At 56.8% G+C, this 24818-nt stretch carries 23 protein-coding genes, 1 tRNA gene, 1 pseudogene and 1 riboswitch; of the genes and pseudogenes, 10 read left to right on the plus strand and 15 right to left on the minus strand.

Annotation, left to right across the window (positions count from 1 at the left end):
* Positions 1-9: 9 nt before the first annotated feature.
* Positions 10-537, minus strand: coding sequence for a helix-turn-helix domain-containing protein (locus tag BFV65_RS07535; RefSeq protein ID WP_023305829.1), 528 nt, complete (start codon positions 535-537; stop codon positions 10-12).
* Positions 538-554: 17 nt separating this feature from the next.
* A complete protein-coding gene (locus tag BFV65_RS07540; RefSeq protein ID WP_081330539.1) occupies positions 555-1406 on the minus strand; it encodes a hypothetical protein in 852 nt (283 codons plus the stop codon).
* A 277-nt stretch (positions 1407-1683) separates the two neighbouring features.
* Between BFV65_RS07540 and BFV65_RS07545 the strand changes: the two genes are divergently transcribed.
* Positions 1684-1771 (plus strand) — tRNA-Ser (locus tag BFV65_RS07545).
* Positions 1772-1813: 42 nt separating this feature from the next.
* On the opposite strand, the gene BFV65_RS07550 is transcribed toward BFV65_RS07545, so the two are convergent.
* A complete protein-coding gene (locus BFV65_RS07550) occupies positions 1814-2815 on the minus strand; it encodes a magnesium transporter (RefSeq protein WP_069596423.1) in 1002 nt (333 codons plus the stop codon).
* 60 nt (positions 2816-2875) lie between these two features.
* Positions 2876-3045: riboswitch (M-box (ykoK) riboswitch) on the minus strand.
* A gap of 158 nt (positions 3046-3203) precedes the next feature.
* Between BFV65_RS07550 and BFV65_RS07555 the strand changes: the two genes are divergently transcribed.
* Both BFV65_RS07555 and agp read left to right on the plus strand, forming a co-directional pair.
* Positions 3204-3704 carry a DedA family protein gene (locus tag BFV65_RS07555; protein WP_069596424.1) on the plus strand — a complete coding sequence of 167 codons (501 nt, stop codon included), beginning with the start codon at positions 3204-3206 and terminating at the stop codon, positions 3702-3704.
* Positions 3705-3809: 105 nt separating this feature from the next.
* A complete protein-coding gene (agp, locus tag BFV65_RS07560) occupies positions 3810-5051 on the plus strand; it encodes a bifunctional glucose-1-phosphatase/inositol phosphatase (RefSeq protein ID WP_069596425.1) in 1242 nt (413 codons plus the stop codon).
* Between the two features lie 32 nt (positions 5052-5083).
* Here the strand turns inward: agp and BFV65_RS07565 are convergent, their stop codons facing one another.
* A complete protein-coding gene (locus BFV65_RS07565; protein WP_022647674.1) occupies positions 5084-5311 on the minus strand; it encodes a YccJ family protein in 228 nt (75 codons plus the stop codon).
* 18 nt (positions 5312-5329) lie between these two features.
* Positions 5330-5926 (minus strand): NAD(P)H:quinone oxidoreductase, encoded by a 597-nt coding sequence (wrbA, locus tag BFV65_RS07570; RefSeq protein ID WP_022647675.1) that lies wholly within the window; start codon positions 5924-5926, stop codon positions 5330-5332.
* A gap of 391 nt (positions 5927-6317) precedes the next feature.
* On the opposite strand from wrbA, the gene BFV65_RS07575 reads away from it, so the two are divergent.
* Both BFV65_RS07575 and BFV65_RS07580 read left to right on the plus strand, forming a co-directional pair.
* Positions 6318-6488 (plus strand): con-10 family general stress protein, encoded by a 171-nt coding sequence (locus BFV65_RS07575; RefSeq protein WP_001273664.1) that lies wholly within the window; start codon positions 6318-6320, stop codon positions 6486-6488.
* Between the two features lie 116 nt (positions 6489-6604).
* A complete protein-coding gene (locus BFV65_RS07580) occupies positions 6605-7525 on the plus strand; it encodes a DMT family transporter (RefSeq protein ID WP_023305833.1) in 921 nt (306 codons plus the stop codon).
* 102 nt (positions 7526-7627) lie between these two features.
* On the opposite strand, the pseudogene rutG reads toward BFV65_RS07580, so the two are convergent.
* The 7 genes and pseudogenes from rutG to rutA all read right to left on the minus strand — a co-directional run bounded on the left by rutG (position 7628) and on the right by rutA (position 13055).
* A pseudogene (gene rutG / locus BFV65_RS07585) lies at positions 7628-8943 on the minus strand (pyrimidine utilization transport protein G).
* Positions 8944-8964: 21 nt separating this feature from the next.
* Positions 8965-9459 (minus strand): NADH-dependent FMN reductase RutF, encoded by a 495-nt coding sequence (gene rutF, locus BFV65_RS07590; protein WP_069596426.1) that lies wholly within the window; start codon positions 9457-9459, stop codon positions 8965-8967.
* 9 nt (positions 9460-9468) lie between these two features.
* Positions 9469-10059, minus strand: coding sequence for a malonic semialdehyde reductase (locus BFV65_RS07595; RefSeq protein ID WP_022647679.1), 591 nt, complete (start codon positions 10057-10059; stop codon positions 9469-9471).
* A 9-nt stretch (positions 10060-10068) separates the two neighbouring features.
* A complete protein-coding gene (rutD, locus tag BFV65_RS07600; protein ID WP_069596427.1) occupies positions 10069-10869 on the minus strand; it encodes a pyrimidine utilization protein D in 801 nt (266 codons plus the stop codon).
* 7 nt (positions 10870-10876) lie between these two features.
* Positions 10877-11263 (minus strand): pyrimidine utilization protein C, encoded by a 387-nt coding sequence (gene rutC / locus BFV65_RS07605; RefSeq protein ID WP_015570870.1) that lies wholly within the window; start codon positions 11261-11263, stop codon positions 10877-10879.
* A gap of 11 nt (positions 11264-11274) precedes the next feature.
* Positions 11275-11964, minus strand: coding sequence for a pyrimidine utilization protein B (rutB, locus tag BFV65_RS07610; RefSeq protein WP_069596428.1), 690 nt, complete (start codon positions 11962-11964; stop codon positions 11275-11277).
* Complete coding sequence (gene rutA, locus BFV65_RS07615; protein ID WP_023305836.1) at positions 11964-13055, minus strand: pyrimidine utilization protein A; 1092 nt, start codon at positions 13053-13055, stop codon at positions 11964-11966. The genes rutB and rutA overlap by 1 nt, the downstream gene beginning before the upstream one ends.
* A 245-nt stretch (positions 13056-13300) precedes the next feature.
* Between rutA and rutR the strand changes: the two genes are divergently transcribed.
* Positions 13301-13939, plus strand: coding sequence for an HTH-type transcriptional regulator RutR (gene rutR, locus BFV65_RS07620; protein ID WP_069596429.1), 639 nt, complete (start codon positions 13301-13303; stop codon positions 13937-13939).
* Between the two features lie 491 nt (positions 13940-14430).
* On the opposite strand, the gene BFV65_RS07625 is transcribed toward rutR, so the two are convergent.
* Both BFV65_RS07625 and putA read right to left on the minus strand, forming a co-directional pair.
* Positions 14431-14823, minus strand: a complete 393-nt coding sequence (locus BFV65_RS07625) for a lysozyme inhibitor LprI family protein (protein WP_069596430.1) — start codon at positions 14821-14823, stop codon at positions 14431-14433.
* Between the two features lie 101 nt (positions 14824-14924).
* Positions 14925-18887, minus strand: a complete 3963-nt coding sequence (putA, locus tag BFV65_RS07630; protein ID WP_069596431.1) for a trifunctional transcriptional regulator/proline dehydrogenase/L-glutamate gamma-semialdehyde dehydrogenase — start codon at positions 18885-18887, stop codon at positions 14925-14927.
* Positions 18888-19309: 422 nt separating this feature from the next.
* On the opposite strand from putA, the gene putP reads away from it, so the two are divergent.
* Positions 19310-20818, plus strand: a complete 1509-nt coding sequence (putP, locus tag BFV65_RS07635) for a sodium/proline symporter PutP (RefSeq protein WP_022647686.1) — start codon at positions 19310-19312, stop codon at positions 20816-20818.
* Between the two features lie 69 nt (positions 20819-20887).
* Positions 20888-21307: a DUF3574 domain-containing protein gene (locus tag BFV65_RS07640; RefSeq protein WP_045307917.1), complete on the plus strand. Its 420-nt coding sequence runs from the start codon at positions 20888-20890 to the stop codon at positions 21305-21307.
* A 70-nt stretch (positions 21308-21377) separates the two neighbouring features.
* On the opposite strand, the gene BFV65_RS07645 is transcribed toward BFV65_RS07640, so the two are convergent.
* Positions 21378-22562, minus strand: coding sequence for a NupC/NupG family nucleoside CNT transporter (locus BFV65_RS07645; protein ID WP_045622592.1), 1185 nt, complete (start codon positions 22560-22562; stop codon positions 21378-21380).
* A gap of 251 nt (positions 22563-22813) precedes the next feature.
* On the opposite strand from BFV65_RS07645, the gene efeU reads away from it, so the two are divergent.
* Together efeU and efeO are read left to right on the plus strand one after the other, a co-directional pair.
* Positions 22814-23647 (plus strand): iron uptake transporter permease EfeU, encoded by an 834-nt coding sequence (gene efeU, locus BFV65_RS07650; protein ID WP_069596432.1) that lies wholly within the window; start codon positions 22814-22816, stop codon positions 23645-23647.
* 41 nt (positions 23648-23688) lie between these two features.
* Positions 23689-24816 (plus strand): iron uptake system protein EfeO, encoded by a 1128-nt coding sequence (gene efeO, locus BFV65_RS07655; protein ID WP_063849346.1) that lies wholly within the window; start codon positions 23689-23691, stop codon positions 24814-24816.
* Positions 24817-24818 lie beyond the last annotated feature (2 nt).

The following is a 24818-nucleotide window of genomic DNA, read 5'->3' on the forward strand; positions in this document are numbered from 1 at the left end:
GCCAAAAGATCACAGTTTCTGATCGACAATCGCCGATTTTATACGGGTCATCGCCAGAATGTTTTTTGAACGCATATTCAATTTCTCGAGGATCCTCACGCGGTAGGTGCTGGTCGTTTTTTGTGACAGTTGCAGCTTTTTCGCGATTTCATGATTTTCCATATGGAAAAGCTTTAGCACGTCATATTCGCGTCGGGTAAAGGAGTGTGTCCTGAGCGCCCGATAAAAACGCATCAGCTGCTGAAAAGGGTGAGCAGTAAAATGCATCGACGAATAGATAATATTATCAATTCTCACCGCGCTGTTGGCTTCTATCTCATGCATCAGGACAATGTAATCACGCTTGACTTTTTTGACCTGCTGAATGGTTTTATTGCGTAACTTATCCTGTTCAATCGCAATGATAAAATCCAGCTCGGGATCGACCTCATAAAGATGGTGAATATCCTCCTCATCGCGAATCAAATGGGTAGATGTCAGTGAGCTTGAGACACCGTGGCAAAGGTAATAGTTATCGCTGATAAAAATAAAATTCATAATTAATGGGCAGGGTATTAGATAAAATTCATTAAAAATCTGAGAGGCTTAATCTGTAGTATTTTCTGCCAGACAGCGGCGAGGTCGACGACCCCGGCCATCGACAGCAGAACCAGAATAATCAGCAGCGTAGATAGCGTTATCGCAAACATAAAACGCGTAATTTTTTTCTGCATTTTTTGCTGATGCGTTACCCGCTGGTCCTCTTTTTCATACTCGACCATGGTGGTAATAGCCTGGCCCTGCACGTAGTACACCTTACCCTCTTCGCTGAGATCGCCCGTGATCACGAGCGACTCAAGTAAGAGCGCGATTTTTCTGCTAAACGACTCATTTTTGATATGTTTATACCAAAGTGTGCCGTAAAGCATGGCGATCACTTCCCGCTGGGTGAAACCAAACGAAACGCGCGAAGGGCGCTGGTTGACGTAGTCGGTCACCAGCAGCCTGAGCAAGTTGTAACGGTCCCGGCTGATGGTTTCTGAATCAGATTTCAGGCCAGAAATACAGCGCCCTTTTAGACGAGCAAGGGCCGTTTTTAAGGTGATGATTTTCGTATAATGGTCAAAGGCAAACGGGATAATGCCTTTGTAAGCCTGAAACCCATTGCGCTTATAGTGAATGATTTCAGCCTGCATTTCGCTGATATCTTCCACGTTCATACTGACATCTTCGCTTTTATGCATCGGGCAGAGCACAACGTTGCTGCTTTCGTGCTTCTTCAAAATATAACGCGTATTGTCGACATCTTTTAAGTACACCAGAAAATAGTCATGCGGGTTGTTTTTTTGCGCACCGTTCTGGATCAGCCACGGCAGAAATTTACGCCAGAGAATAAGTCTGTAGTTATCGGTATCGAATAATTTCATGGAAAATCTCTTATCGCAGTGACCTGCGTGAATAGGGTCTTACAAGGGCATATTGAGGTGGCAATGTTGCACGGATAAGCTGCGGTGTATGAAAAAGAGTCTAGATCACAAACTTTCATTCTAATAAGTTTATGTGATGTAAAAATAAATGTTTACATTTTAGCCAGCCGATGACGAAGAAGTGATCGGAGCGGAAGGGAATGACGCAAGAAGCTCAACGTAATGCAATTTCCTGCTTTACATCATGCTCAGAGATGTTTATAGTGCGCCTCACTTTGGAAGCGTGGCCGAGCGGTTGAAGGCACCGGTCTTGAAAACCGGCGACCCGAAAGGGTTCTAGAGTTCGAATCTCTACGCTTCCGCCAAATTCGAAAACCCTGCGATAGCAATATCGCAGGATTTTTTCGTTATTCCAGCCCAAGCGTATACTGTGCGATTTTGAAGTAGATAATGAGCCCGGTACCGTCGATCAGCGTGGCGATAAACGGCGCGGAAACGACCGCCGGGTCGATTTTGCAGCGTTTCAATACCATCGGGATCACCGATGAGACAATGGCGCTCCACAGCGTAATGCAGACAAGCGTCAGGCTGACGATAAGCGTGATTTCCATCCCAATGCCCATCATCCAGGCACGAACGCAGCCCGCCAGGCCTAGCGTGGCGGCAATCATTAACGAGGTGCTCATCTCTTTGCGCAGCACGCGACCCACGTCGCGAAGGTGGACTTCACCCAGCGCCATGGCGCGCACCAGCGTCGAGGTAATCTGCGTCCCGCTGTTTCCGCCGGTGCCAATCAGCAGCGGAATAAAGAACGCCAGCGCAATGGCGGATTCCAGCGCCTCTTCAAAATGCTGGATCACCGAGCTGGTATACGCTTCCGCGACAAACAGCAGCAGCAGCCAGACGGAGCGTTTCTTCCACAGGCTAAAGGCGCTGGTTTCCAGATAGGGCTTCTCCAGCGGCAGCGTTGCCCCCTGAAGCTGGGCATCTTCAGTAACGTCATCTTCCAGCAGATGGGCGATTTCACGCTCGGTAAGGCAGCCCACCAGCTTGCCGTGGGTCACCACCGGTACGACATCCGCACCTGCGTGCGCCAGCAACCCGGCGACATCCGCCCGCTCATCTTCCGGTTTAAGCTGGATAAAATCCGATATCATCAGCCCCTTAACGGGCTGTACGGTATCCGTGGCCTGCAATAATTTACGTACGGCAATCAAACCCGCGAGGCGACCGTTGTCTTCGATAAAAATATGTGACGGAATATCATCATCTTTTAATTTTTCAAAGAACTGCTCGCGTGCCAGAGCCACGCATAATGAAATATCAATAACGATAAAATCGGTATTCATATATTGCGCGATGGCGCTGTCGTTAAAAGCCAGATTTTGGTTGTGAATAGCGTAAGGCATTGTAACTTCCCTTTGAATAATAAAATCTCTCAGGGGCGAGCAAGACAGGGCATGTCGGAAAGGAGATCCCCACGTCCTGGGTTCAGCACTGTACACCGTATCCCGTAAGGGAAGTTATACTGGCAAAGCCTTGATTCGACAGTGCCTGTTTTACCCTGTGCCGGTTCTCTCGAACCCACCAGAGCGATAACGTGTATTTGTACAGGAGCCTCGCCATAACGAGATCGTTGTAAAACGTGAGGGATAATACGCTTATTTAAAATGGCTGCTGAGGAATTTAAATAATGTTTAAGTATGGTTTAAATGAATATTATTGAATGAATGTTGACGTTTTATTTAACTATTTTCACTTCTAATGGGGAATTCTGATGTTACCGGGGAGAGTAAAATGGCATGGCTGGACACGCTGCTGGATCATTTTGCGCATTATCCAACGCATCTCTTCGCGTTGCTCGTTGTTATGGCACTGAGTAAATCAACGGTACTGATCTCTTCCGTGCTCCCGCCCGCATCGATCATGCTGCTGGCGGGGATTGCCGTCAGCCAGTCGAGTATGCATCCGGCGCTGACGTGGCTGGCGGTGGTGATGGGCGCTACGGCAGGATCGGTGCTGAATTACCATATCGGCCAGCTGATGGGGCATACCCGGCGAGTGTCACGCTTCACGGCAAAACATGCCGGGAAGTTTTTGCGGGTACAGCACCAGCTGCATAAAAATGGCCTGCTGGCGTTGTTCACCTCGCGTTTCCTGGCGGTACTGCGCTATATCGTGCCGCTGGCGGCGGGCATGCTCAGGCTGAGCGCGATAAAGGTTTACGCCATCAGCCTGCTTTCAGCCTGCGCATGGGCGGCGCTGTATGTCGGCATCGTCACCGGCATCAGCCTCTGAATCAGCGAGTCACGTATTCATCAGTTTGAGAAATGCTTCCCGAAAAACCTGTCACGAATCTGTCACACTCAAAGCGACATTAAAAAAACGTGTGAGGAATTAGGGATGAGAAAAGCACTACTCGCAGTTGCCGTGGCAGGTACCCTTGCCGTGACCTTTGGCGCACAGGCGCAGGACACACCGGACGGCTATCAGCTGGAACAGGTACTCATCATGAGCCGCCACAACCTGCGTGCGCCGCTCGCCAATAACGGCAGCGTGCTGGAGCAGTCCACGCCGAAGCAGTGGCCGGAGTGGGACGTCCCGGGTGGACAGCTCACCACCAAAGGGGGGGTACTGGAAGTGTATATGGGTCACTATATACGCGAGTGGCTGGCAGAGCAGGGGATGGTGAAGACGGGTGAATGCCCGCAAGCGGATACCGTCTATGCCTACGCCAACAGCCTCCAGCGCACCGTGGCGACCGCGCAGTTCTTTATCACCGGCGCGTTCCCGGGGTGCGATGTGCCTGTGCATCATCAGGAAAAAATGGGCACCATGGACCCCACCTTCAATCCGGTCATTACCGATAATTCCCCTGAGTTTCGTGAGAAAGCGCTGAAAGCGATGGAGACAGAACGGCAGAAAATGCAGCTGGATGAAAGCTACAAACTGCTGGAGCTGCTGACAAACTATAGCGACTCGCCGTCCTGCAAGGAGAAAAAAGTCTGTTCCCTGACGGAGGCGAAAGATACGTTCAGCGCCGATTATGAAAAAGAGCCGGGCGTCTCCGGGCCGCTGAAAGTGGGTAACTCGCTGGTGGATGCGTTCACCCTACAGTATTACGAAGGATTCCCGGCAGACCAGGTGGCATGGGGGGAAATCAAAACCGATCAGCAGTGGCGCGTGCTGTCGAAGCTGAAAAACGGCTACCAGGACTCGCTGTTTACCTCGACGGACGTGGCGCAGAACGTGGCTAAACCGTTGGTGAAGTACATTGATAAAGCGCTGGTGACCGAACAGGCCAAAGCGCCAAAAATTACCCTGCTGGTGGGGCACGACTCCAACATTGCCTCGCTGCTGACCGCGCTGGATTTCAGGCCGTATCAGCTGCACGACCAGCAGGAACGAACCCCGATTGGCGGTAAAATTGTCTTCCAGCGCTGGCATGACAAAAACACTAACCAGGAGCTGATGAAAATTGAGTATGTCTACCAGAGTTCTGAGCAGTTGCGTAATGCCAGCGTGCTGTCGCTGCAATCTCCTGCGCAGCGCGTGGCGCTGGAGCTGAAGGGCTGTCCGGTAGATGGCAACGGCTTCTGTCCGATCGATAAATTCAATGCGGTGATGAACAACGCGGCGAAATAGAAGAAAACCCCCCGCGCGGGCGGGGGGAACATTCAGACGTTTTTACGTTCGATGGTTTGCTCGCCCCAGAACAGCGAGTCTTTGTCGGTTTTTTCGAAAGCGCGAACCAGCACTTCATCGTTGCCTTCTTCCCAAATCTGCTCAGCCAGCTTTTCGTCATACCTGGCGACTTCAAAGATGGCTTCTGCAATCTCCGGAGAGGTATTGCGTAAACTTGCCCATTCGCCCACGTGGTGAGCTTTGGATTCTTGAGTTGGCATACTTGTCCTCCTGTTGGGTTAGCCGTTCAGTTTTTTGGCAAGACCCGCGACGTATTCACCCTGATAGCGGGCGATCGAAAGTTCTTCATTGCTTGGCTGACGTGAACCATCCCCACCGGCAATGGTTGTCGCGCCATACGGTGTCCCGCCACGGACCTGGGAAACATCAAACAGTTCCTGCGCGCCGTAGCCAATCGGCACAATCACCATCCCATGATGTGCAAGGGTAGTCCAGGTTGAGGTGATCGTCTGCTCCTGGCCGCCGCCTGTGCCGGTAGAGCTGAACACGCTGGCCAGCTTGCCGTATAACGCGCCGGAGGCCCAGAGCCCGCCCGTCTGGTCGAGGAAGGTGCGCATCTGGCCGGACATATTGCCGAAGCGGGTCGGGGTGCCGAAGATAATGGCATCATAGTCCGCGAGCTCCTGCGGGGTGGCGACCTGGGCGTTTTGTGTTTTTCCCCCGGCTTTGGCGAAGGCTTCCGCCTGCATGGTTTCCGGTACGCGTTTAACCACAACCTCAACGCCGTCTACTCTGTTTGCGCCTTCTGCAACTGCGTGAGCCATGGTTTCAATGTGTCCATACATGGAATAATAGAGCACCAGAACTTTTGCCATTTTGCATCACTCCTCGTTGGTTTTTCTTACAGCGGATCGCTGCGTTACTTTAAAGATATGACATCACGGCCAGACTGCAAAAATGAACGGCATTTATTTGATATATAACAATATCTTTTCGTTATGTGCTTTGTAGCAAAATGAAACAACTTTAGCAGCGCTGATTTTTCAAAATATAAGAATGGCTTATGGATGACCTCCTCAATATTTCATACGAAAGGCTGAGATCATGTTGCAGAATATTACCTCTCGCTTGCCGGATAGCCGCATTACACTAAGCTTAGATTCACGCGGCACAGATAAAGGCACTGTCCTTGAGCCGCGAGGTGAAAGAATCCTCTTTTACTGAATGCAATATGATGTCTAATGTTTCACACTCTGGAGGTTAGAGATGGCAAACCATCGTGGTGGTTCAGGTAATTTCGCTGAAGACCGTGAAAGAGCATCAGAAGCAGGCCGTAAAGGTGGCCAGTCTAGCGGGGGCAATTTTAAAAACGACCCTCAGCGCGCATCAGAGGCTGGCAAAAAAGGGGGTAAAAATAGCCACGGCAGCAACAAGTAGTACGCCGGGTTAACTCTCTGCCGCCGGGTTTCCCGGCGGTTTTTTTATGTCTGCTACATTGAACTGTAATCAAAGGCATCGCACACTACAGGATTGATTCTTCGTGCTGGTGTCCCATGTCCGTTTCCCGTTTTACTTTCTCCATTAAGCCTCAGGAAGCCATCCTGATTTTGATCACCATGTTCTGGGGCGGAACCTTTCTTGCCGTTCAGTACGCGGTCACGATGAGCGATCCGTTTTTCTTTGTAGGGCTGCGTTTTGCAACCGCGGCGGTTGCCGTGGCGCTTATTTCGCTGAAAACCCTGCGCGGGTTGACCCTGAGAGAGCTTAAAGCGGGTGTCGCTATTGGCGTGGCGATTGCCATGGGCTATAGCCTGCAAACGTGGGGGCTCCAGTCTATCTCCAGCAGTAAATCCGCCTTCATCACCGCCATGTACGTACCGCTGGTGCCGCTGTTGCAGTGGCTGTGCCTGGGCAGAATACCGGGCCTGATGTCGTGCATTGGTATCGTGCTGGCGTTCATCGGCCTCATTTTATTAGCCGGGCCGGGAAATAATCTGCTGGCGCTGGGGCCGGGAGAGATCATCACGCTGGTGGGGGCCGTTGCCATTGCGGCAGAAATTATTTTGATTAGCGCCTGGGCAGGAAAAGTGGACGTCAAGCGGGTGACGGTCGTGCAGCTTGCCACCGCGTCGCTGGTGGCGTTCGCGACGATGGTGCCGGCAGGGGAGTCCGTCCCGCCGATGTCTACCGGGCTTATCGTCGTGGCGCTGGGGCTGGGCGTTTTTAGCGCCATTATTCAGGTCACCATGAACTGGGCGCAGCGCAGCGTATCTCCGACACGGGCGACGGTCATCTATACCGGTGAACCGGTGTGGGCGGGTATTTTCGGGCGACTCGCCGGGGAGCGTCTGCCGCTGCTGGCGCTGGTGGGCGCGGCATTTATTGTCGCCGGGGTGCTGGTGAGCGAGTTAAAGTTAAAAAAACGACGTAAGTCGATTGCCGGGTTGGGCACTGAACAAGGGGCAGATAGCTAACAACGCGCACGCTGTCCGTTTTGCCCGGCGGCGCTTCGCTTGCACGGGCCTACAATTGGCATGTAGGCCGGGTAAGCGTAGCGTCAACCGGCTATTTCAGGTTCAGGGGGTGATGGCTTCCGCTTGCGCTTCATCCCCTTTGCGGCGGCTAAGCAGGGCGTTGAGCAGGATCGCGCCGAAGGTCGCCGTGCCAATCCCGCCCACCGTAAACCCGCCCAGCGTCAGGGCGAAGTCGCCTGCGCCCAGCACCAGCGTGACCGCCACCATGATCAGGTTACCGTTCTGGCTCAGATCAACATGATTCTGCACCCAGATGCGTGCCCCCGCGACGGCAATCAGACCAAATACAACAATCGAGGCGCCGCCAATCACGGGTGCCGGGATGGTGTGGATCAATGCGCCGAATTTTGGGGAAAAGCCGAGCAGCATCGCCATCACCGCCGCCGCCACGAAGACCAGCGTCGAGTAGACTTTGGTCACTGCCATCACGCCGATGTTTTCCGCGTAGGTCGTCACGCCGCTGCCGCCGACCGAGCCGGAGAGCATGGTCGCCAGACCGTCTCCCACAAACGCCCGCCCCATATACGGGTCCATATTGCGCCCGGTCATTCCCGCTACGGCTTTCAGGTGGCCCAGGTTTTCAGCCACCAGAATCACCGCGACAGGCGCGATGAGCATCATCGCCTGAGCGTTAAAGGTGGGTGAGGTCACCTGCGGCATGCCGAACCAGGCGGCCTGGTGAATCAGTGTGAAATCAACTGGCTTGCCGAGACCAAACACGTTCGCCAGCAGCGCGTAGATCAGACAGGCCGCAATCAGCCCGACCAGGATCAGCAGCCGCTGGATCATCCCGCGCGTAAAGACCGCCACCACGCCGATGCACAGCACCGTAATCACCGCCATCCAGCTTTCAAACGGTGAGCCGGAAACGCTCTTCACCGCAATCGGCGCGAGGTTCAGGCCTATCGCCATCACCACCGCCCCGGTGACGACGGGGGGCATCATCCGCTCGATCCAGCGCGTGCCGACTTTCATCACCACCAGACCGGTCAGGGTGTAGACCAGCCCACAGGCGATAATGCCGCCGAGGGCCACGCTCAGGTTGGGGTTAATGCCCTACCGTTAAACCCGGTCGCTGCAATAACGACTCCCACAAAGGCGGCGCTGGAGCCCAGATAGCTGGGCACGCGCCCGCCGGTGACAAAAAAGAACAGCAGGGTACCCATACCCGACATCAAAATGGCGAGGTTAGGATCCAGCCCCATCAGCATGGGCATTAGCACCGTCGCACCAAACATCGCGACCGCATGCTGCACGCCCATCACCATTGTCTGCCCGAGCGGGAGCCTTTCATCCGGCGCGACCACGCCTGCTTCTGTGGAGGTCGATTTCAACTGCCAGTGGGGAAGTCCGAACATGTTCTGTCTCCTGAATGCGGATTAACAGGCGGGTCGCATAAGTGCGTGATAGCCGCGGTCGAACCACACCAGCCCTTGCGGCGCCGGGTGGCGGATAATCGATACAATGTCGCAAAACAGAATGTCGTGGGTGCCGACGCTAACCACCTGGCTGATGCGGCAGTCGAACGAGGCCAGGGCATTTTCCAGACGTGGACAGCCCGTGTCGCCTGTCTGCCAGCGGGCAGCGGCAAAGCGTTCCGCCATCGGCGTTTTACCGCCAAACAGGTTGGATAATGGCTCCTGTCCGGCACTCAGCGTGTTAACGCACAGGGTGCGGTTCTCGCTGAAAATCGGCCAGACGGACGCGCCACGGTTGAGGCAAACCAGCAGAGTGGGCGGGGAATCGGTCACGCTGCATACCGCGCTGGCGGTAAAGCCCGCCATTCCCGCAGGGCCGTCGGTGGTGATGATATTGACCGCCGCACCGACGCAGGCCATGGCATCACGGAAGGTTTGTTGATCGGGTGTCGTCATGATGGCTCCTTACGCCAGCCCGCAGGCGTCTTCGAAGGTCAGACGCGGTAAGCGCCCATAGACTTTGCTCATATCGCCATAACCGATGTTAATCAGCAGATTGCTTTTAAGCAGCGTGCCCGTGAAAAAGGCCGCGTCCACTTTTTCCCGGTCAAAGCCGGACATCGGCCCGGTGTCGAGCCCGAGCGCGCGGCAGGCGAAAATCAGGTACGCGGCCTGCATCGAGCTGTTGCGAAAGGCGGTCTCTTCCGCCAGTGCGGGGCTGGAGGTAAACCAGCTTCTGGCATCGCCGTGCGGGAACAGTACAGGCAGGCGCTCATAAAACTCGCTGTCCCAGGCGACAATTGCCGTGACCGGGGCGGTGAGCGTTTTCTCAAGGTTGCCGCTGGAGAGCGCCGGGCGCAGCTTCTCTTTTCCTTCCGGGCTTCGCACAAAGACAATGCGCGCCGGGGAGCAGTTGGCGGACGTCGGCCCCCATTTCATCAGGTCATAAATCTCGCGCAGCGTCTCGTCACTGACCGGTATATCCAGCCAGCCGTTATGGGTACGTGCGCCGGTAAACAGCGTTTCCAGCGCGGCGGGCGTGATGGCTTCGCTCATTCAGGCTCCTTACAAAGCGGGTTCAGGGCTGTGCAGCAGGCTGGCAAGCCCGTTCAGCAGCAGCGTGTTAAAGATGTCCGGCGCGGTCACGTTGCAGGCATGCCCGCCCTGGCGCATGACCGTTTTGCGGGCGTGCGCCAGGGCGGCGTGCAGTTCCGCGGAGCAGACGGACGGCACCAGCAGATCGTCGGTGGAACAGATAATCTGCACGGGGCAGCGAACGCGTGCAGCGTGGCGGCTGAAATCGGCCTGTTTCAGCGCATGCAGCCTGCGCAGCAGATTGGCTTTGCCCTGGAAATGGGCCAGCGCCAGCGCTTCCTCGGCCTCCAGCCGCGGAGCGCGGGCGGCCATCCAGTCTGCCGGGTAAAGAAACAGCGGCTGTGCCTCTACCCACGCCTGAGCCCCGCCCGCATGCAGCAGACGTTCGCGAACGTCAAAACAGCGTCGGGTATGGGCATTGAGGGTCAGCCAGCCGTTGACACAAACCAGCGCGGTGAGGGCGTCAGGCTTATCAATAGCCAGCCGCAGGCCGACCAGCGCCCCCAGTGCGTGGCCGACCACGCAGTAACGGGCGATCCCGGCCCCGGCTAACGCCAGCGCGAGCTCGTCGGCCATGTGTGCGAGGGTGTAGTCTTCCGGCAGGGTATCCGGGTTATTCCCCGTGCCCCGCTGGTCGTAGCACACCACCTGATACTCCTGCCCCAGCACGGCGAGCTGAGGCAGCCAGTAGCTCCCGCTGCCGCCGAGCCCGGCAATCAGCACCACCACGGGCGCGCCCGCAAAGGGGGGCGGGGAAATGGACAGTTTCATGGCGGCCTCACTTCGCGATGTGCGCAACGGTGGCAATTTCAACCAGCGCTTCAGGCTTTACCAGCCCGCACTGGATGCAAAATCGCGCCGGTTTATCGCCGGGGAAAAACTCCGCGTAGATCTCGTTAATCGCGGCGTAGTTTTTCCAGTCGGTGATAAAGATGCTGTTGAAGGTCACGTCCTCCATCGTGCCACCCGCCGTTTCGATCACGGTTTTGATCGTCTCCAGCACGTGGCGGGTTTGCGCCTTTGGGTCATCGATAAACACCACGTTGTTGTCTTTATCAAACGGCAGCGTGCCTGAGACATACACCACGCCGTCGGCGAGGGTACCGGGGACAAACGGGGCTATCGGGGTGCTGGTGCCCGGCGGAATAATCACGGATTTCGGCATAGCGGTTCTCCTCAGGCGATGCGGGCGAGCGGGGGATCCAGCGCGTCGCAGAAATCATTGACGTTACTGACCCAGCCAAAAAAAGTTTCGATATTGAACAGGGCGGCTTTCTGGGCAAAATCCGGCCCGGCCTGATGGGTAGCGTCTTCCAGCACCACGCCAAAATACTCGAGGAAGAAGCCGTCGCGCAGGGTGGACTCCACGCAGACGTTGGTGGCAATGCCCGTAAAGACCAGATGACGAATGCCCCGGCTGCGCAGCAGGCTGTCGAGCGGGGTATTGAAAAAGCCGCTGTAGCGCGGTTTCGGCAGTACGATATCGCCAGCTTCCGGTACCAGCTCATCCACCAGCTGATAATCCCAGCCGCCTTTCGTCAGCAGCGTGCCCTGGAGTTCAGGCCGTTGGCGCATGGTTTTCAGGGCGTTGGATTTGTGAAAGTTGGGTGAGCCGGGACCGCCAGCTTCGACGTACTGGTCGTCCCAGCCATTCTGGAACCAGACGATCAGCATGCCCGCAGCACGCGCGGCGCTCACGGCGGTTTTGATATTCTCAATCACCGGCTGCGTGGCCGAGACGTCGAACCCGGCCAGATCCAGATACCCGCCTTTACTGGCATAGGCGTTTTGCATATCCACCACGATCAGCGCGCTCTGCTGCGCGTCAAAGGTGATGGCCTCCGGGCGAGCGTTGAGGGTCGTCATTACGCCACCTCCTTCGTCACGGCAGGGATGTGGGCGCGGCACTGCATCAGCGGCTGAATACGCTCGCCGAAGGTTTCCACGCCGGTGAGAAAATCATCGAAGGTCAGCAGCACGCCTTCGGCGCCGGGCACGGCAGCCACTTCGTCGAGCATTCTGGCGACGCTGGCATACGAGCCAACCAGGGTGCCCATGTTGATATTGACGGCAGACGTCGGGTCGGCCATCTGGCGAACGTTGGTGTCCGCGCCGGAGCGGGTATCCTTCTGGCTCTGCTCGGTCAGCCAGCTCAGGGCTTCCTCGTCGGCGCCGTCCTTGTATCGTTCCCATTTGGCGCGCGCGGCGTCGTCGGTTTCGTCGGCAATCACCATAAACAGCACGTAGGAGCCCACGTCGCGCCCGATTTTGTCGGCGGCCGCTTTCATGCGTGCCGCGGTGGGCGCGAAGGCGGCAGGGGTGTTAACGCCTTTGCCGAAGCAGAAGTTGAAGTCGGCGTATTTGGCGGAGAATTCCATCCCCGCGTCGCTCTGCCCGGCGCAAATCACCTTCATCGGCACCGACGGCTGGGGGCTGACGCGGCAGTCGTTCATGGTGAAGAAGTCGCCTTTGAAATCGCTTTTGCCGGTGCCCCACAGATCGCGCAGCACCTGCACGTATTCAGTCAGGTAGTCGTAGCGACGGGAGAAGTAATCGTCCCCCGGCCAGATCCCCATCTGCTCGTACTCCGGCTTTTGCCAGCCGGTGACCAGGTTGACGCCAAAGCGCCCGCCGGAGATGGAGTCGATGGTGGAGGCCATCCGCGCCACGATTGCCGGGGGAAGGGTAAGGGTAGCGGCGGTGGCGTAAATCTGGATGCGCGAGGTTACCGCCGCCAGGCCCGCCATCAGGGTAAAGGACTCCAGGTTGTGGTCCCAGAATTCGGTCTTACCGCCGAAGCCGCGCAGCTTGATCATCGAGAGCGCAAAGTCGAAGTGGTAGTGCTCCGCTTTCTGCACGATGGCTTTATTCAGCTCAAAGGTCGGCATGTATTGCGGGGCCGTGGTCGAGATAAGCCAGCCGTTGTTGCCGATCGGTACAAATACGCCAATTTTCATCACGAACCTCTCTTCATTACGTCGCAGGTGTCACGACGTTTTTGCAAAGGGAGTGCCAGTTTTGAAAAATACTTTGTTATTAGGGTGTTAACTGGCGGTTGTTAAATTTAACAGCGAAAATGTGGACTAAGTGGTCAAAATCATTGCACAGAAAACAGGCACTCATGCGCGCTGAGGGTGCAGAAGGTCGTGGCGAGACGGGGGTTTTGCTATGCTGAGCGCAGGACAGAAAATGGAGAGCGAAAATGACACAAGGCGCAGTGAAAACACCCGGTAAACGTTCGCAGGCGGTGAGCGCCAAGAAACAGGCGATCCTCAGCGCCGCGCTGGAGACATTTTCGCAGTTTGGTATTCACGGTACACGCCTTGAGCAGGTGGCGGAGCAGGCCGGGGTGTCCAAGACCAATCTGCTCTACTACTACCCGTCGAAAGAGGCGCTATATGTGGCGGTGATGCAGCAGATCCTGGATATCTGGCTTGCGCCGCTTAAAGCATTTCGCGAAGAGCTGGCCCCGCTGGTGGCGATAGAGGAGTACATACGCCTGAAGCTGGAGGTATCGCGCGATTACCCGCAGGCCTCGCGGCTGTTCTGTCTGGAGATGCTGCAGGGCGCGCCGCTGTTGCAGGCGGAGCTCACCGGAGATTTAAAACAGCTGGTGGACGATAAATCGGCGATTATTGCCGGATGGGTCGCCAGCGGAAAACTGGCGCCCGTCGATCCGCAGCATCTGATTTTCATGATTTGGGCCTCAACCCAGCACTACGCTGACTTCGCGGTCCAGGTCGAGGCGGTAACCGGTAAAACGCTCCAGGACGAGGCGTTTTTCCAGAGCACCCTGGAAAACGTGCAGCGGATGATTATCGAAGGGATCCGTGTGCGCTAATTTCCCTCACCCTAACCCTCTCCCGCGGGGCTGAGGGATCCCCAGTAATTTTTTTATGCAGAAGCAATAAAGTTGCTTTCTAAATGACTGAGGGCTGTCAGCGATGCCCTGGTCCGGCTGTAAATCGCTGAGGCGTTTGCCTTCCGGCCGGGGCGAGGCGCAGGGATGCGCCGAGAGGGCGGCTTTACAGGGACGTTGCCTCCGCCCGTACCCGATAAGCCGGAAGGAATAAGCCGAGGGCACCGCGAAGCGGCGATTTACCGCCGGGAGCCCGGGTCGCCAGGGTGGTGGCGACTGAGCCACCCTGGCACGTTCACCGGTCATGTCGTTACAGAGTGGCAAGGAACATAAAGTGAACGGAATGACCACCACCGCCGTATGTTCCCCTCACCCTAACCCTCTCCCCGGAGGGGCGAGGGGATTGCTCAGTGCTCGCATTAATTTGTGGGGAACCCTCAGCCCTGTGGGAGAGGGAATAGTTCAGTGCCGCGTCAGCCCGGCGGGAGGGGACAGCTTAAGTCGCCCTCTTCACACTGCATCAGCGTGGCCAGAAACGCTTCGCGCTCCACGGTTTTTTCCGCCAGACACTGGTTCACAATCATTGGCTGAACGCTCCCGCCTTCCGTACCCGAACCGATAAACGCACAGTCCGCGTCGCGCAGGCTGATCCACGCCTGCTGCGCCTTTTTCAGCAGATCGCGCTGAGGCGCAGCCGCACGTTTGATGGCGGCCTGATAGGTCTCGTTGAGCTTTTTATCGGCGGCCTGGTACTGCTGCGCGCTACAGGTGTTCAGTTCAAGCTGGGTGGTCGCTTTGTCGCACTCGTCGGCAAGCGCACTGGCGCTGAGCAGCAGTGCTGCACCTGCGAGAAATACTCTTTTCATCATTCCCTCCGTGTAAAAAAGCCGGATGCGCTGCGCTTATCCGGCCTACGGTGATTTTGTAGCCCCGGTAAGCGTAGCGTCACCGGGGAAAGTTTACACGATTAACCGATTGTCATCAGGCTGGCGTTACCGCCTGCCGCCGCGGTGTTGACGCTGAGCGAGCGCTCCACGTACAGACGCTCCAGCAGCAGGTTGGTTTCCCCGCGCGCAAAGCCCTGCACGGAAACGATGGCACCGCTGCGGGCCGCAACCTGCTCACACAGTTCGCGCAGCTGGTCGGAATCACCATGGTAGATCACCGCATCAAACGGCTGCGTCAGCAGCGCATCGACCTTCGCAAAGCGAATGCGGGCCGAGACCGCTTTTGGCAACTGTTTGGCGAGATCGCGATGCAGCGCATCTTCCGGCCACAGCACTTCACAACCGGTTGCCATTGCGGCAGCCAGCTGCACCAGCGCGTCCTGCTCGTTATCGGCCACGCACAGTACGCGCTCGCGCGGCATCAGCGTCCAGGTGTTGCGCTCACCGGTTGGACCCGGCAGCAGGCGCTGGGTACCGGCCTGCGCCAGCTCGCCGTACTGCTGCGCAATTGCACGCAGTTCAGGGCGGTTTTCTGCCCACTTAATCAGCGCCTCCAGCGGCTGGGTCAGCACGGTTTTCACCTGCGTATCCACCGGATAGTGTGCGTCCTGACGCGCCAGGGTCACGCCCAGGGCGTTCTCCGGACGGTTAGCCAGCAGACGGTACAGGTAGAGCGGGCCACCCGCTTTCGGACCGGTGCCGGAGAGGCCTTCACCGCCGAACGGCTGCACGCCCACGACTGCGCCGACCATATTACGGTTGACGTACAGGTTGCCGACTTTAGCATTGCCGGTCACCTGGGCAATGGTTTCGTCGATACGGGTATGCACGCCGAGCGTCAGGCCGTAACCCGAGGCGTTGATCTGATCGATCAGCTCGTTGAGGTTGTTACGGTTGTAGCGCACAACGTGCAGTACCGGGCCGAAGACCTCTTTTTTCAGCTCGTCGAAGCTTGCCAGCTCAATCAGCGTTGGCGGCACGAAGGTGCCGGTCTGCCACTCGCGGGCATCTTCACTGTTCTCACGCACCGCCTGGAACACCGGACGGCCTTTGGCACGCATGGTCTGAATGTGGTTTTCGATGTTGGCTTTGGCTTCCGCGTCGATCACCGGCCCGATATCGGTGGTGAGACGGCCCGGGTTGCCCATGCGGCATTCCGCCATCGCACCGCGCAGCATCTTCAGCGTGTGGTCAGCCACGTCATCCTGTAAGCACAGCACGCGCAGGGCGGAACAGCGTTGACCCGCGCTGTCGAAGGCAGAGGCCAGCACGTCAACGACGACCTGCTCAGTGAGCGCGGAGGAGTCCACGATCATGGCGTTCATGCCGCCGGTTTCAGCGATCAGCGGCGTTGGACGGCCCTGCGCATCCAGACGGGTGGCGATGTTGCGTTGCAGCAGGGAGGCTACTTCGGTCGAACCGGTAAACATCACGCCGCGCACGCGGTTATCGGAGGTCAGTTTGGCACCCACCGTTTCACCGCGCCCCGGCAACAGCTGCACCACGCCCGCCGGTACGCCCGCTTCCAGCAGAATGTTGATGCCCTGAGCGGCAATCAGCGGAGTCTGCTCTGCCGGTTTTGCCAGCACGCTGTTGCCTGCGGCAAGGGCCGCGGCAATCTGGCCGGTGAAGATTGCCAGCGGGAAGTTCCACGGGCTGATACAGACCACCGGGCCGAGCGGACGGTGCGTTTCGTTGTCGAAATCATCGCGCACCTGACCGGCGTAGTAGTGCAGGAAGTCGACCGCCTCGCGCACTTCGGCGATGGCGTTGCTGAAGGTTTTACCCGCTTCACGCACCAGAATGCCGATAAGCTGCTGCATCTGATCTTCCATCAGCACCGCCGCGCGTTCCAGAATGGCGGCACGCTCCTGCGGCGGGGTGGCAAACCAGATTGGCGCGTTGTTCACCGCGCTCTCCAAAGCCTGATCCACTTCCGCTTCTGTGGCTTCGCGCACGTAGCCGACGATATCCTTCGGCTCTGCCGGGTTGATCACCGGCTGCATTTCACCGTCTTCAACGGACTGCTCAAGGATCGGTTTGGTCTGCCACTTCTGCAATGCGCTGTTAAGCAGGGCAGAAGAGAGCGACGCCAGACGGTGTTCGTTGGCGAGATCCAGACCCGCCGAGTTGACGCGACCTGCACCATACAGCTCGCGCGGCAGGGCAATCTTCGGATGCGGCAGACCAATCTGGCCTTCCTGCGCCGCCATCTTCTCTACGGCCTGTACCGGATCGGCCACCAGTTCGTCCAGCGGCAGGGTGGTATCGGCGATGCGGTTAACGAAGGAGGTGTTCGCCCCGTTCTCCAGTAAACGACGCACCAGGTAGGCCAGCAGGGTTTCGTGAGTACCTACCGGGGCATAAATACGGCACGGACGGTTCAGCTTGCCGTCGGCCACTTTACCGGTCACCTGTTCGTACAGCGGTTCACCCATGCCATGCAGACACTGGAACTCGTACTGGCCCGGATAGTAGTTCTGACCCGCCAGGCTGTAGATCGCCGCCAGGGTGTGGGCGTTGTGGGTGGCGAACTGCGGATAAATCAGGTTCGGCACGCCGAGCAGTTTTTTCGCGCAGGCGAGGTAAGAGACGTCGGTGTAGACCTTGCGGGTATAGACCGGATAGCCTTCCAGTCCTTCCATCTGGGCGCGTTTGATTTCGCTGTCCCAGTAGGCACCCTTCACCAGACGGATCATCAGGCGGCGACGGCTGCGGCTGGCCAGGTCAATCAGGTAGTCAATGACGAACGGGCAGCGTTTCTGGTAGGCCTGGATAACGAAACCAATCCCGTTCCAGCCCGCCAGCTCCGGCTCGAAGCACAGTTTTTCCAGCAGATCGAGGGAGATCTCCAGACGATCCGCCTCTTCGGCGTCGATGTTGATGCCGATGTCATACTGGCGCGCCAGCAGGGTCAGGGACTTCAGGCGCGGGTAGAGTTCTTCCATCACCCGGTCGTACTGCGCGCGGCTGTAGCGCGGGTGCAGAGCGGAAAGCTTGATAGAGATGCCTGGCCCTTCATAAATACCGCGACCGTTGGACGCTTTACCGATGGCGTGGATCGCCTGCTGGTAAGAGACCATGTAGGCCTGCGCGTCGGCGGCGGTCAGCGCCGCTTCGCCCAGCATGTCGTAGGAGTAGCGGAAGCCTTTGTCTTCCAGCTTGCGGGCGTTCGCCAGCGCTTCGGCAATGGTTTCCCCGGTGACGAACTGCTCGCCCATCAGGCGCATCGCCATGTCCACACCCTTGCGGATCAGTGGCTCGCCGCTCTTGCCGATAATACGGTTCAGGGAACGCGACAGGTTGGCTTCGTTATGGGTGGAGACCAGCTTGCCGGTAAACAGCAGGCCCCAGGTGGCGGCGTTCACGAACAGGGACGGACTGCGGCCAATGTGGGAGTGCCAGTTGCCGTTGCTGATTTTGTCGCGGATCAGGGCATCGCGGGTGGCTTTATCTGGGATACGCAGCAGCGCTTCCGCCAGACACATCAGCGCCACGCCTTCCTGCGAGGAGAGGGAGAACTCCTGCAACAGACCCTGCACCATACCGGCGCGTCCGCTGGCGGTTTTCTGATTACGCAGCTTGTCGGCGAGCTGATACGCCAGGCTGTGCGCCTGAGCGGCAACGGCTTCCGGCAGGCGCGCCTGCTCCAGCAGCATCGGCACGGCGTCGGTTTCGGCACGGCGATAGGCGCCGGTAATGGCGGCGCGGCTGACGGACTGCGGCAGGATCTGCTCGGCAAATTCCAGGAACGGCTGGTGGTTCTCATCAGCGGCCGTCGCGGCCTCTTCGCCTTCGTTCGCAGCGCCCGCCAGCAGGGCAGGCAGCTCCGGCAGACCTTCTTCACTCTCCAGTCTTTCCAGATAGTTAAAAATCGCCTGCTTGATTAACCAGTGCGGCGTGCGGTCGATACGGGTCGCAGCGGTTTTAATCCGTTCGCGGGTAGCGTCATCCAGCTTAACCCCCATGGTGGTCATCCCCATGCCAAAACTCCTGTTGTTCTGTAATAGCGTTCTGTTGATAGCGTGAAATATCCACCATGTTGCAACTTTGTGCAACCGTGTTAAATGTGACCTGGTCTGCAAGCTGGAAAATGAATGGATTGTTAACGATTAGTTAGCTGTGAAAAAGAACGCGCGGCGGTTTCTGAGCCCAGTTTTTATGCGGTGCTTAACACTTTTTAAAGGTGCAACCCGTAAAAGCGTGAGCGAGTGCAACCTATAGGAAAGACGTATAAAACCAGGGATGAAATTCATGTAAATGCAGTGTTAAATCGTTTGTCAGTGGGATGCGTATACGGCAGGATAGCGCGCCCAACGGAAACACATACACACATCACTACGTTCCGGTGATGACATAACAAGGCAGCCCGGACGGCTGTCGCTCGACATTTTGGAGAATTTGAATGGCTATTAGCACACCGATGCTGGTGACATTTCTCGTTTATATTTTTGGCATGATCCTGATAGGGTTTTTGGCATGGCGTTCCACTAAAAACTTTGACGACTACATCCTCGGCGGGCGCAGCTTGGGCCCGATGGTCACCGCACTCTCAGCGGGCGCATCCGACATGAGCGGCTGGCTGCTGATGGGGCTGCCGGGCGCGATTTTCATCTCCGGTATCTCCGAAAGCTGGATCGCCATCGGCCTGACCGTTGGCGCTTGGATTAACTGGAAGCTGGTAGCAGGCCGTCTGCGTGTGCATACCGAAGCCAACAACAACGCCCTGACGCTGCCGGATTACTTCACCGGACGCTTTGAAGATAACAGCCGCATATTGCGTATTATCTCTGCGGTGGTGATCCTGCTGTTCTTCACCATCTACTGTGCCTCCGGCATTGTGGCGGGCGCGCGTCTGTTCGAAAGCACCTTCGGCATGAGCTATGAAACGGCGCTGTGGGCCGGTGCGGCCGCGACCATCCTCTATACCTTCGTGGGCGGATTCCTGGCGGTAAGCTGGACCGATACCGTGCAGGCGAGTCTGATGATTTTCGCCCTGATCCTGACCCCGATAATTGTGATTTTTACCGTCGGCGGCTTTGGCGAATCGCTGGAAGTGATCAAGCAGAAGAGCATCGAAAACGTCGATATGCTGAAAGGGCTGAACTTCGTGGCCATCGTCTCCCTGATGGGATGGGGCCTGGGCTACTTCGGTCAGCCGCACATTCTGGCGCGCTTTATGGCGGCGGATTCTCACCACACCATCGTTCACGCGCGTCGCATCAGCATGACGTGGATGATCCTGTGTCTGGCGGGGGCGTGCGCGGTCGGTTTCTTCGGTATCGCCTACTTCAACAACAACCCGGCGCAGGCGGGCGCGGTGAACCAGAACGCCGAGCGCGTGTTCATCGAGCTGGCGCAGATCCTGTTCAACCCGTGGATTGCCGGTATCCTGCTCTCCGCGATCCTGGCGGCAGTCATGTCCACCCTGAGCTGTCAGCTGCTGGTGTGCTCCAGTGCCATCACCGAAGACCTCTACAAAGCGTTCCTGCGTAAGGGCGCGAGCCAGAAAGAGTTAGTGTGGGTAGGGCGTTTTATGGTGCTGCTGGTGGCGCTGGTGGCGATTGCGCTGGCGGCTAACCCGGAAAACCGCGTGCTGGGGCTGGTGAGCTACGCGTGGGCGGGCTTTGGCGCCGCATTTGGTCCGGTGGTGCTATTCTCCGTTCTGTGGTCACGCATGACCCGCAACGGCGCGCTGGCGGGGATGATCATCGGTGCGGTTACCGTTATCGTCTGGAAACAGTTCGCGTGGCTGGGCCTGTACGAAATTATCCCGGGCTTCATCTTCGGCAGCCTCGGTATTGTGGTGTTTAGCCTGCTGGGTAAAGCGCCGTCTGCATCTATGCAGAAGCGCTTTGCGGAAGCGGATGCGCATTACCACTCAGCGCCGCCGTCTAAGCTCCAGGCTGAGTAATTTCCCCCTCACCCTAACCCTCTCCCCAAAGGGGAGAGGGGACAGACCGTTCACCCGTTCGAGATGAGAATGATGATTAAAACAGGGTTGATGATGGCAGCATTACTGCTGCTGGCGGGGTGTAACGCTCCCACGCAGCATGCGGCGGTGGAGACCTGCAAAGCGGATAACCAGATGCAGCAGACTACGCTCTATTTTGGCTTGAATCGCCCGGCAGGGGCGCAGATTACCGGCAGCGAGTGGCAGCAGTTTGTCGACCAGGACGTGACGCCGCGTTTTCGCGATGGCTTAACGGTGGTTGATGCCCGCGGGCAGTGGCTGGGGAACGACGGAAAAGTGGCGCGTGAACCCAGCAAAGCGTTAATGCTCATCCATGGTAAAGACGCGCAGAGCGAGAAGAACATCGAAGCGTTGCGCGGGATCTATAAGTCTCGTTTCGCGCAGGAATCGGTAATGCGGGTCGACCAGCCGGTGTGCGTGCAGTTTTAATGAGAACGGCGGGAATTCCCGCCGCTGTTGTTTTGTAGGCCGGGTAAGCGAAGCGCCACCCGGCATTGCATCAGAGCACCAACCCCGCAAAGCTCGCCGACAGCAGGCTCACCAGCGTCGCACCGTATACCAGGCGCAGACCAAACCGCGACACCACGTTACCCTGTTGCTCGTTCAGGCCTTTTATTGCCCCCGCTACAATGCCAATCGAGGCGAAGTTAGCGAACGACACCAGGAACACGGACAAAATACCCAGACCGCGCGGGGACATTTGATGGGCTATTTTTTGCAGCTCAATCATCGCCACAAATTCATTCGCCACCAGTTTTGTTGCCATAATACTCCCCGCGTTTAAGGCATCGCTCAGCGGAATACCAATAAGCCACGCCAGCGGATAAAACACGTAACCCAGAATCTGCTGGAAGCTCAGGCCAAATACGCTGGAGAAGAGGGCATTAACGGCGCTAATAAGGGCGATAAAGCCAATCAGCATCGCCAGAATAATCATCGCCACCTTAAAACCGGCCAGAATATATTCGCCCAGCATTTCAAAGAAGCTCTGGGATTCATGCAGCTTTTCCAGTTTGATATCGGGTTCGGCTTCCGGGCGGGCCGGGTTAATGACCGAAAGGATAATAAAGGTGCTGAACATGTTCAGGATCAGTGCCGCGACGACAAATCTGGCGTCGAGCATGGTCATATAGGCACCGACAATCGACAGCGAAACCGTCGACATCGCCGTTGCAGCCATCGTAAACAGGCGGCGTGAGGAGAGATCGCCCAACACGCCCTTGTAGGCAATGAAGTTTTCAGACTGACCGAGTATCAGTGAGCTCACCGCGTTAAAGGATTCCAGCTTGCCCATGCCGTTCAGTTTTGACAGCAGCGTCCCGATAACCCGAATAAAGATCGGCAGAATACGCCAGTGCTGCAGAATACCAATCAGCGCCGAGATAAAAATAATGGGGCAGAGCACGCCAAGGAAAATGAACGCCAGCCCTTTTTCACCCATCCCGCCAAAGACAAAATTCGTCCCTTCGGCAGCGAATTTAAGCAGTGATTCAAAGAAACCGGAGACATGTTTAATAATGAACAGGCCGCTTTCTGCATGCAGAAAAAAGAATGCCAGCGCGATTTCAATCACGATCAGCTGTAAAACGAAACGAATGCGAATTTTTCGGCGGTCGAAACTCACCAGCCAGGCAAGCGCAAGAATAATCACCAGCGCCAGCAGGAAATGGACAATTTTAAACATGGTTTATTTTCAGTTGGTTTTCGAGGCGGACATTTAGCCACAGCCCCGGTTAACCGTAAATGGGCATTTTCGTTATACCTTATAAACGCAACGGTTACTCAGGCAATTATTATTCCGCAATGCGTTTACATCTGGTCATCAAAACTCCACATATTTCGCTTGTTTTTCTTGTAGCCGTAATGATAATCACTATCACAAGAATTTACCTTTCTTTGCATCAGTTGACCGCGATAAACATTTAAGGTGTCTGCATGTTTGTTCCTTTTCTCATTATGTTACGTGAAGGCCTTGAAGCGGCCCTGATTGTTAGCCTTATCGCCAGTTATCTGAAGCGCACCCAGCGTGGACGCTGGATCGGCGTGATGTGGGTTGGCGTCTTCCTGGCCGCGGCGCTCTGCCTGGGGCTGGGTATTCTTATCAACGAAACCACCGGTGAATTTCCTCAGAAAGAGCAAGAGCTTTTTGAAGGCATTGTTGCCGTAATAGCGGTGGTGATCCTCACCTGGATGGTGTTCTGGATGCGCAAGGTCTCCCGTAACGTGAAGGTACAGCTGGAGCAGGCGGTGGATAACGCCCTGCAAAAAGGCAACCACCACGGCTGGGCGCTGATCATGATGGTTTTTTTCGCCGTGGCGCGTGAAGGCCTGGAGTCAGTGTTCTTCCTGCTCGCGGCTTTTCAGCAGGACGTGGGCATCTGGCCGCCGCTGGGCGCGATGCTTGGGCTGGCCACGGCGGTTGTGCTTGGCTTCCTGCTCTACTGGGGCGGCATTCGTCTTAACCTGGGCGCGTTCTTCAAGTGGACCAGCCTGTTTATTTTGCTGGTGGCCGCGGGGCTGGCGGCAGGGGCGATCCGCGCCTTCCATGAAGCGGGCCTGTGGAACCACTTCCAGAACGTGGCGTTTGATCTTAGTAACGTTCTCTCCACCCACTCACTGACCGGCACGCTCCTTGAAGGTATCTTCGGCTATCAGGAAACGCCGAGTGTCAGCGAGGTGGCGATGTACTTTATCTATCTTATTCCGGCGCTGGTGCTGTTCTTCATGCCATCGCGCCCCAGCGCTCAGCCGTCGCGTACTGCGCCGTGAAGCGCTTTGTTTAGTTACAACATACTTTAAAGGGAAGAGACATGGCTATTCAATTCCGTCGTAGCGCGTTACAGGTTGGTGTGGCAGCGCTGTTCGCGTCTGCCTTCGCCGCTCAGGCAGCAGATATTCCGCAGGTAAAAGTCACCGTCAACGATAAACAGTGCGAGCCGATGACCATCACGGTTAACAGCGGTAAAACCCAGTTTATTATTCAGAACCACAGCCAGAAGGCGCTGGAGTGGGAGATCCTGAAAGGCGTGATGGTGGTAGAAGAGCGTGAAAATATCGCGCCTGGCTTCAGCCAGAAAATGACCGCTAATCTTCAGCCGGGGGAATATGACATGACCTGCGGCCTGCTGACTAACCCGAAAGGTAAGCTGATCGTCAAAGGCGCAGCGACGGCGGACGCGGCCAAAGGCACCGCGCTGCTGAGCCTCGGCGACGCCATTACCGCCTATAAAGCCTACGTCACCAAAGAGACGGCTGACCTGGTGGTAGGCACCAAAGCCTTTACCGACGCGGTGAAAGCGGGCGATATCGAAAAAGCGAAATCCCTGTATGCGCCTACACGTCAGCACTACGAGCGCATCGAGCCGATTGCCGAGCTGTTCTCTGACCTCGATGGCAGCATTGACGCCCGCGAAGATGACTACGAGCAGAAGGCCGCCGATCCGAAATTCACCGGCTTCCACCGCCTGGAAAAAGCCCTGTTTGGCGATAGCTCCACCAAAGGGATGGAGAAATACGCCGATCAGCTCAACAGCGACGTGCTGGAGCTGCAAAAACGCATCAGCGAGCTGGCCTTCCCGCCGTCGAAAGTGGTGGGTGGTGCTGCGGGTCTGATTGAAGAAGTGGCCGCGAGCAAAATCAGCGGCGAAGAAGATCGCTACAGCCACACCGACCTGTGGGACTTCCAGGCAAACGTCGACGGCGCACAGAAAATTGTCGATCTGCTGCGGTCCCAGCTGCAAAAAGAGAACGGCGAACTGCTGGCGAAAGTGGATGCCAACTTTAAGAAAGTTGACGCCATCCTGGCGAAATACCGTACCAAAGACGGGTTCGAAACCTACGACAAGCTGACCGATGCTGACCGTAACGCGCTGAAAGGCCCGATTACGACGCTGGCGGAAGATCTCTCCCTGCTGCGTGGCGTTCTGGGTCTGGACTAAGC

It is taken from the genome of Enterobacter hormaechei subsp. hoffmannii (genome assembly GCF_001729745.1).
GTDB lineage: Bacteria > Pseudomonadota > Gammaproteobacteria > Enterobacterales > Enterobacteriaceae > Enterobacter > Enterobacter intestinihominis.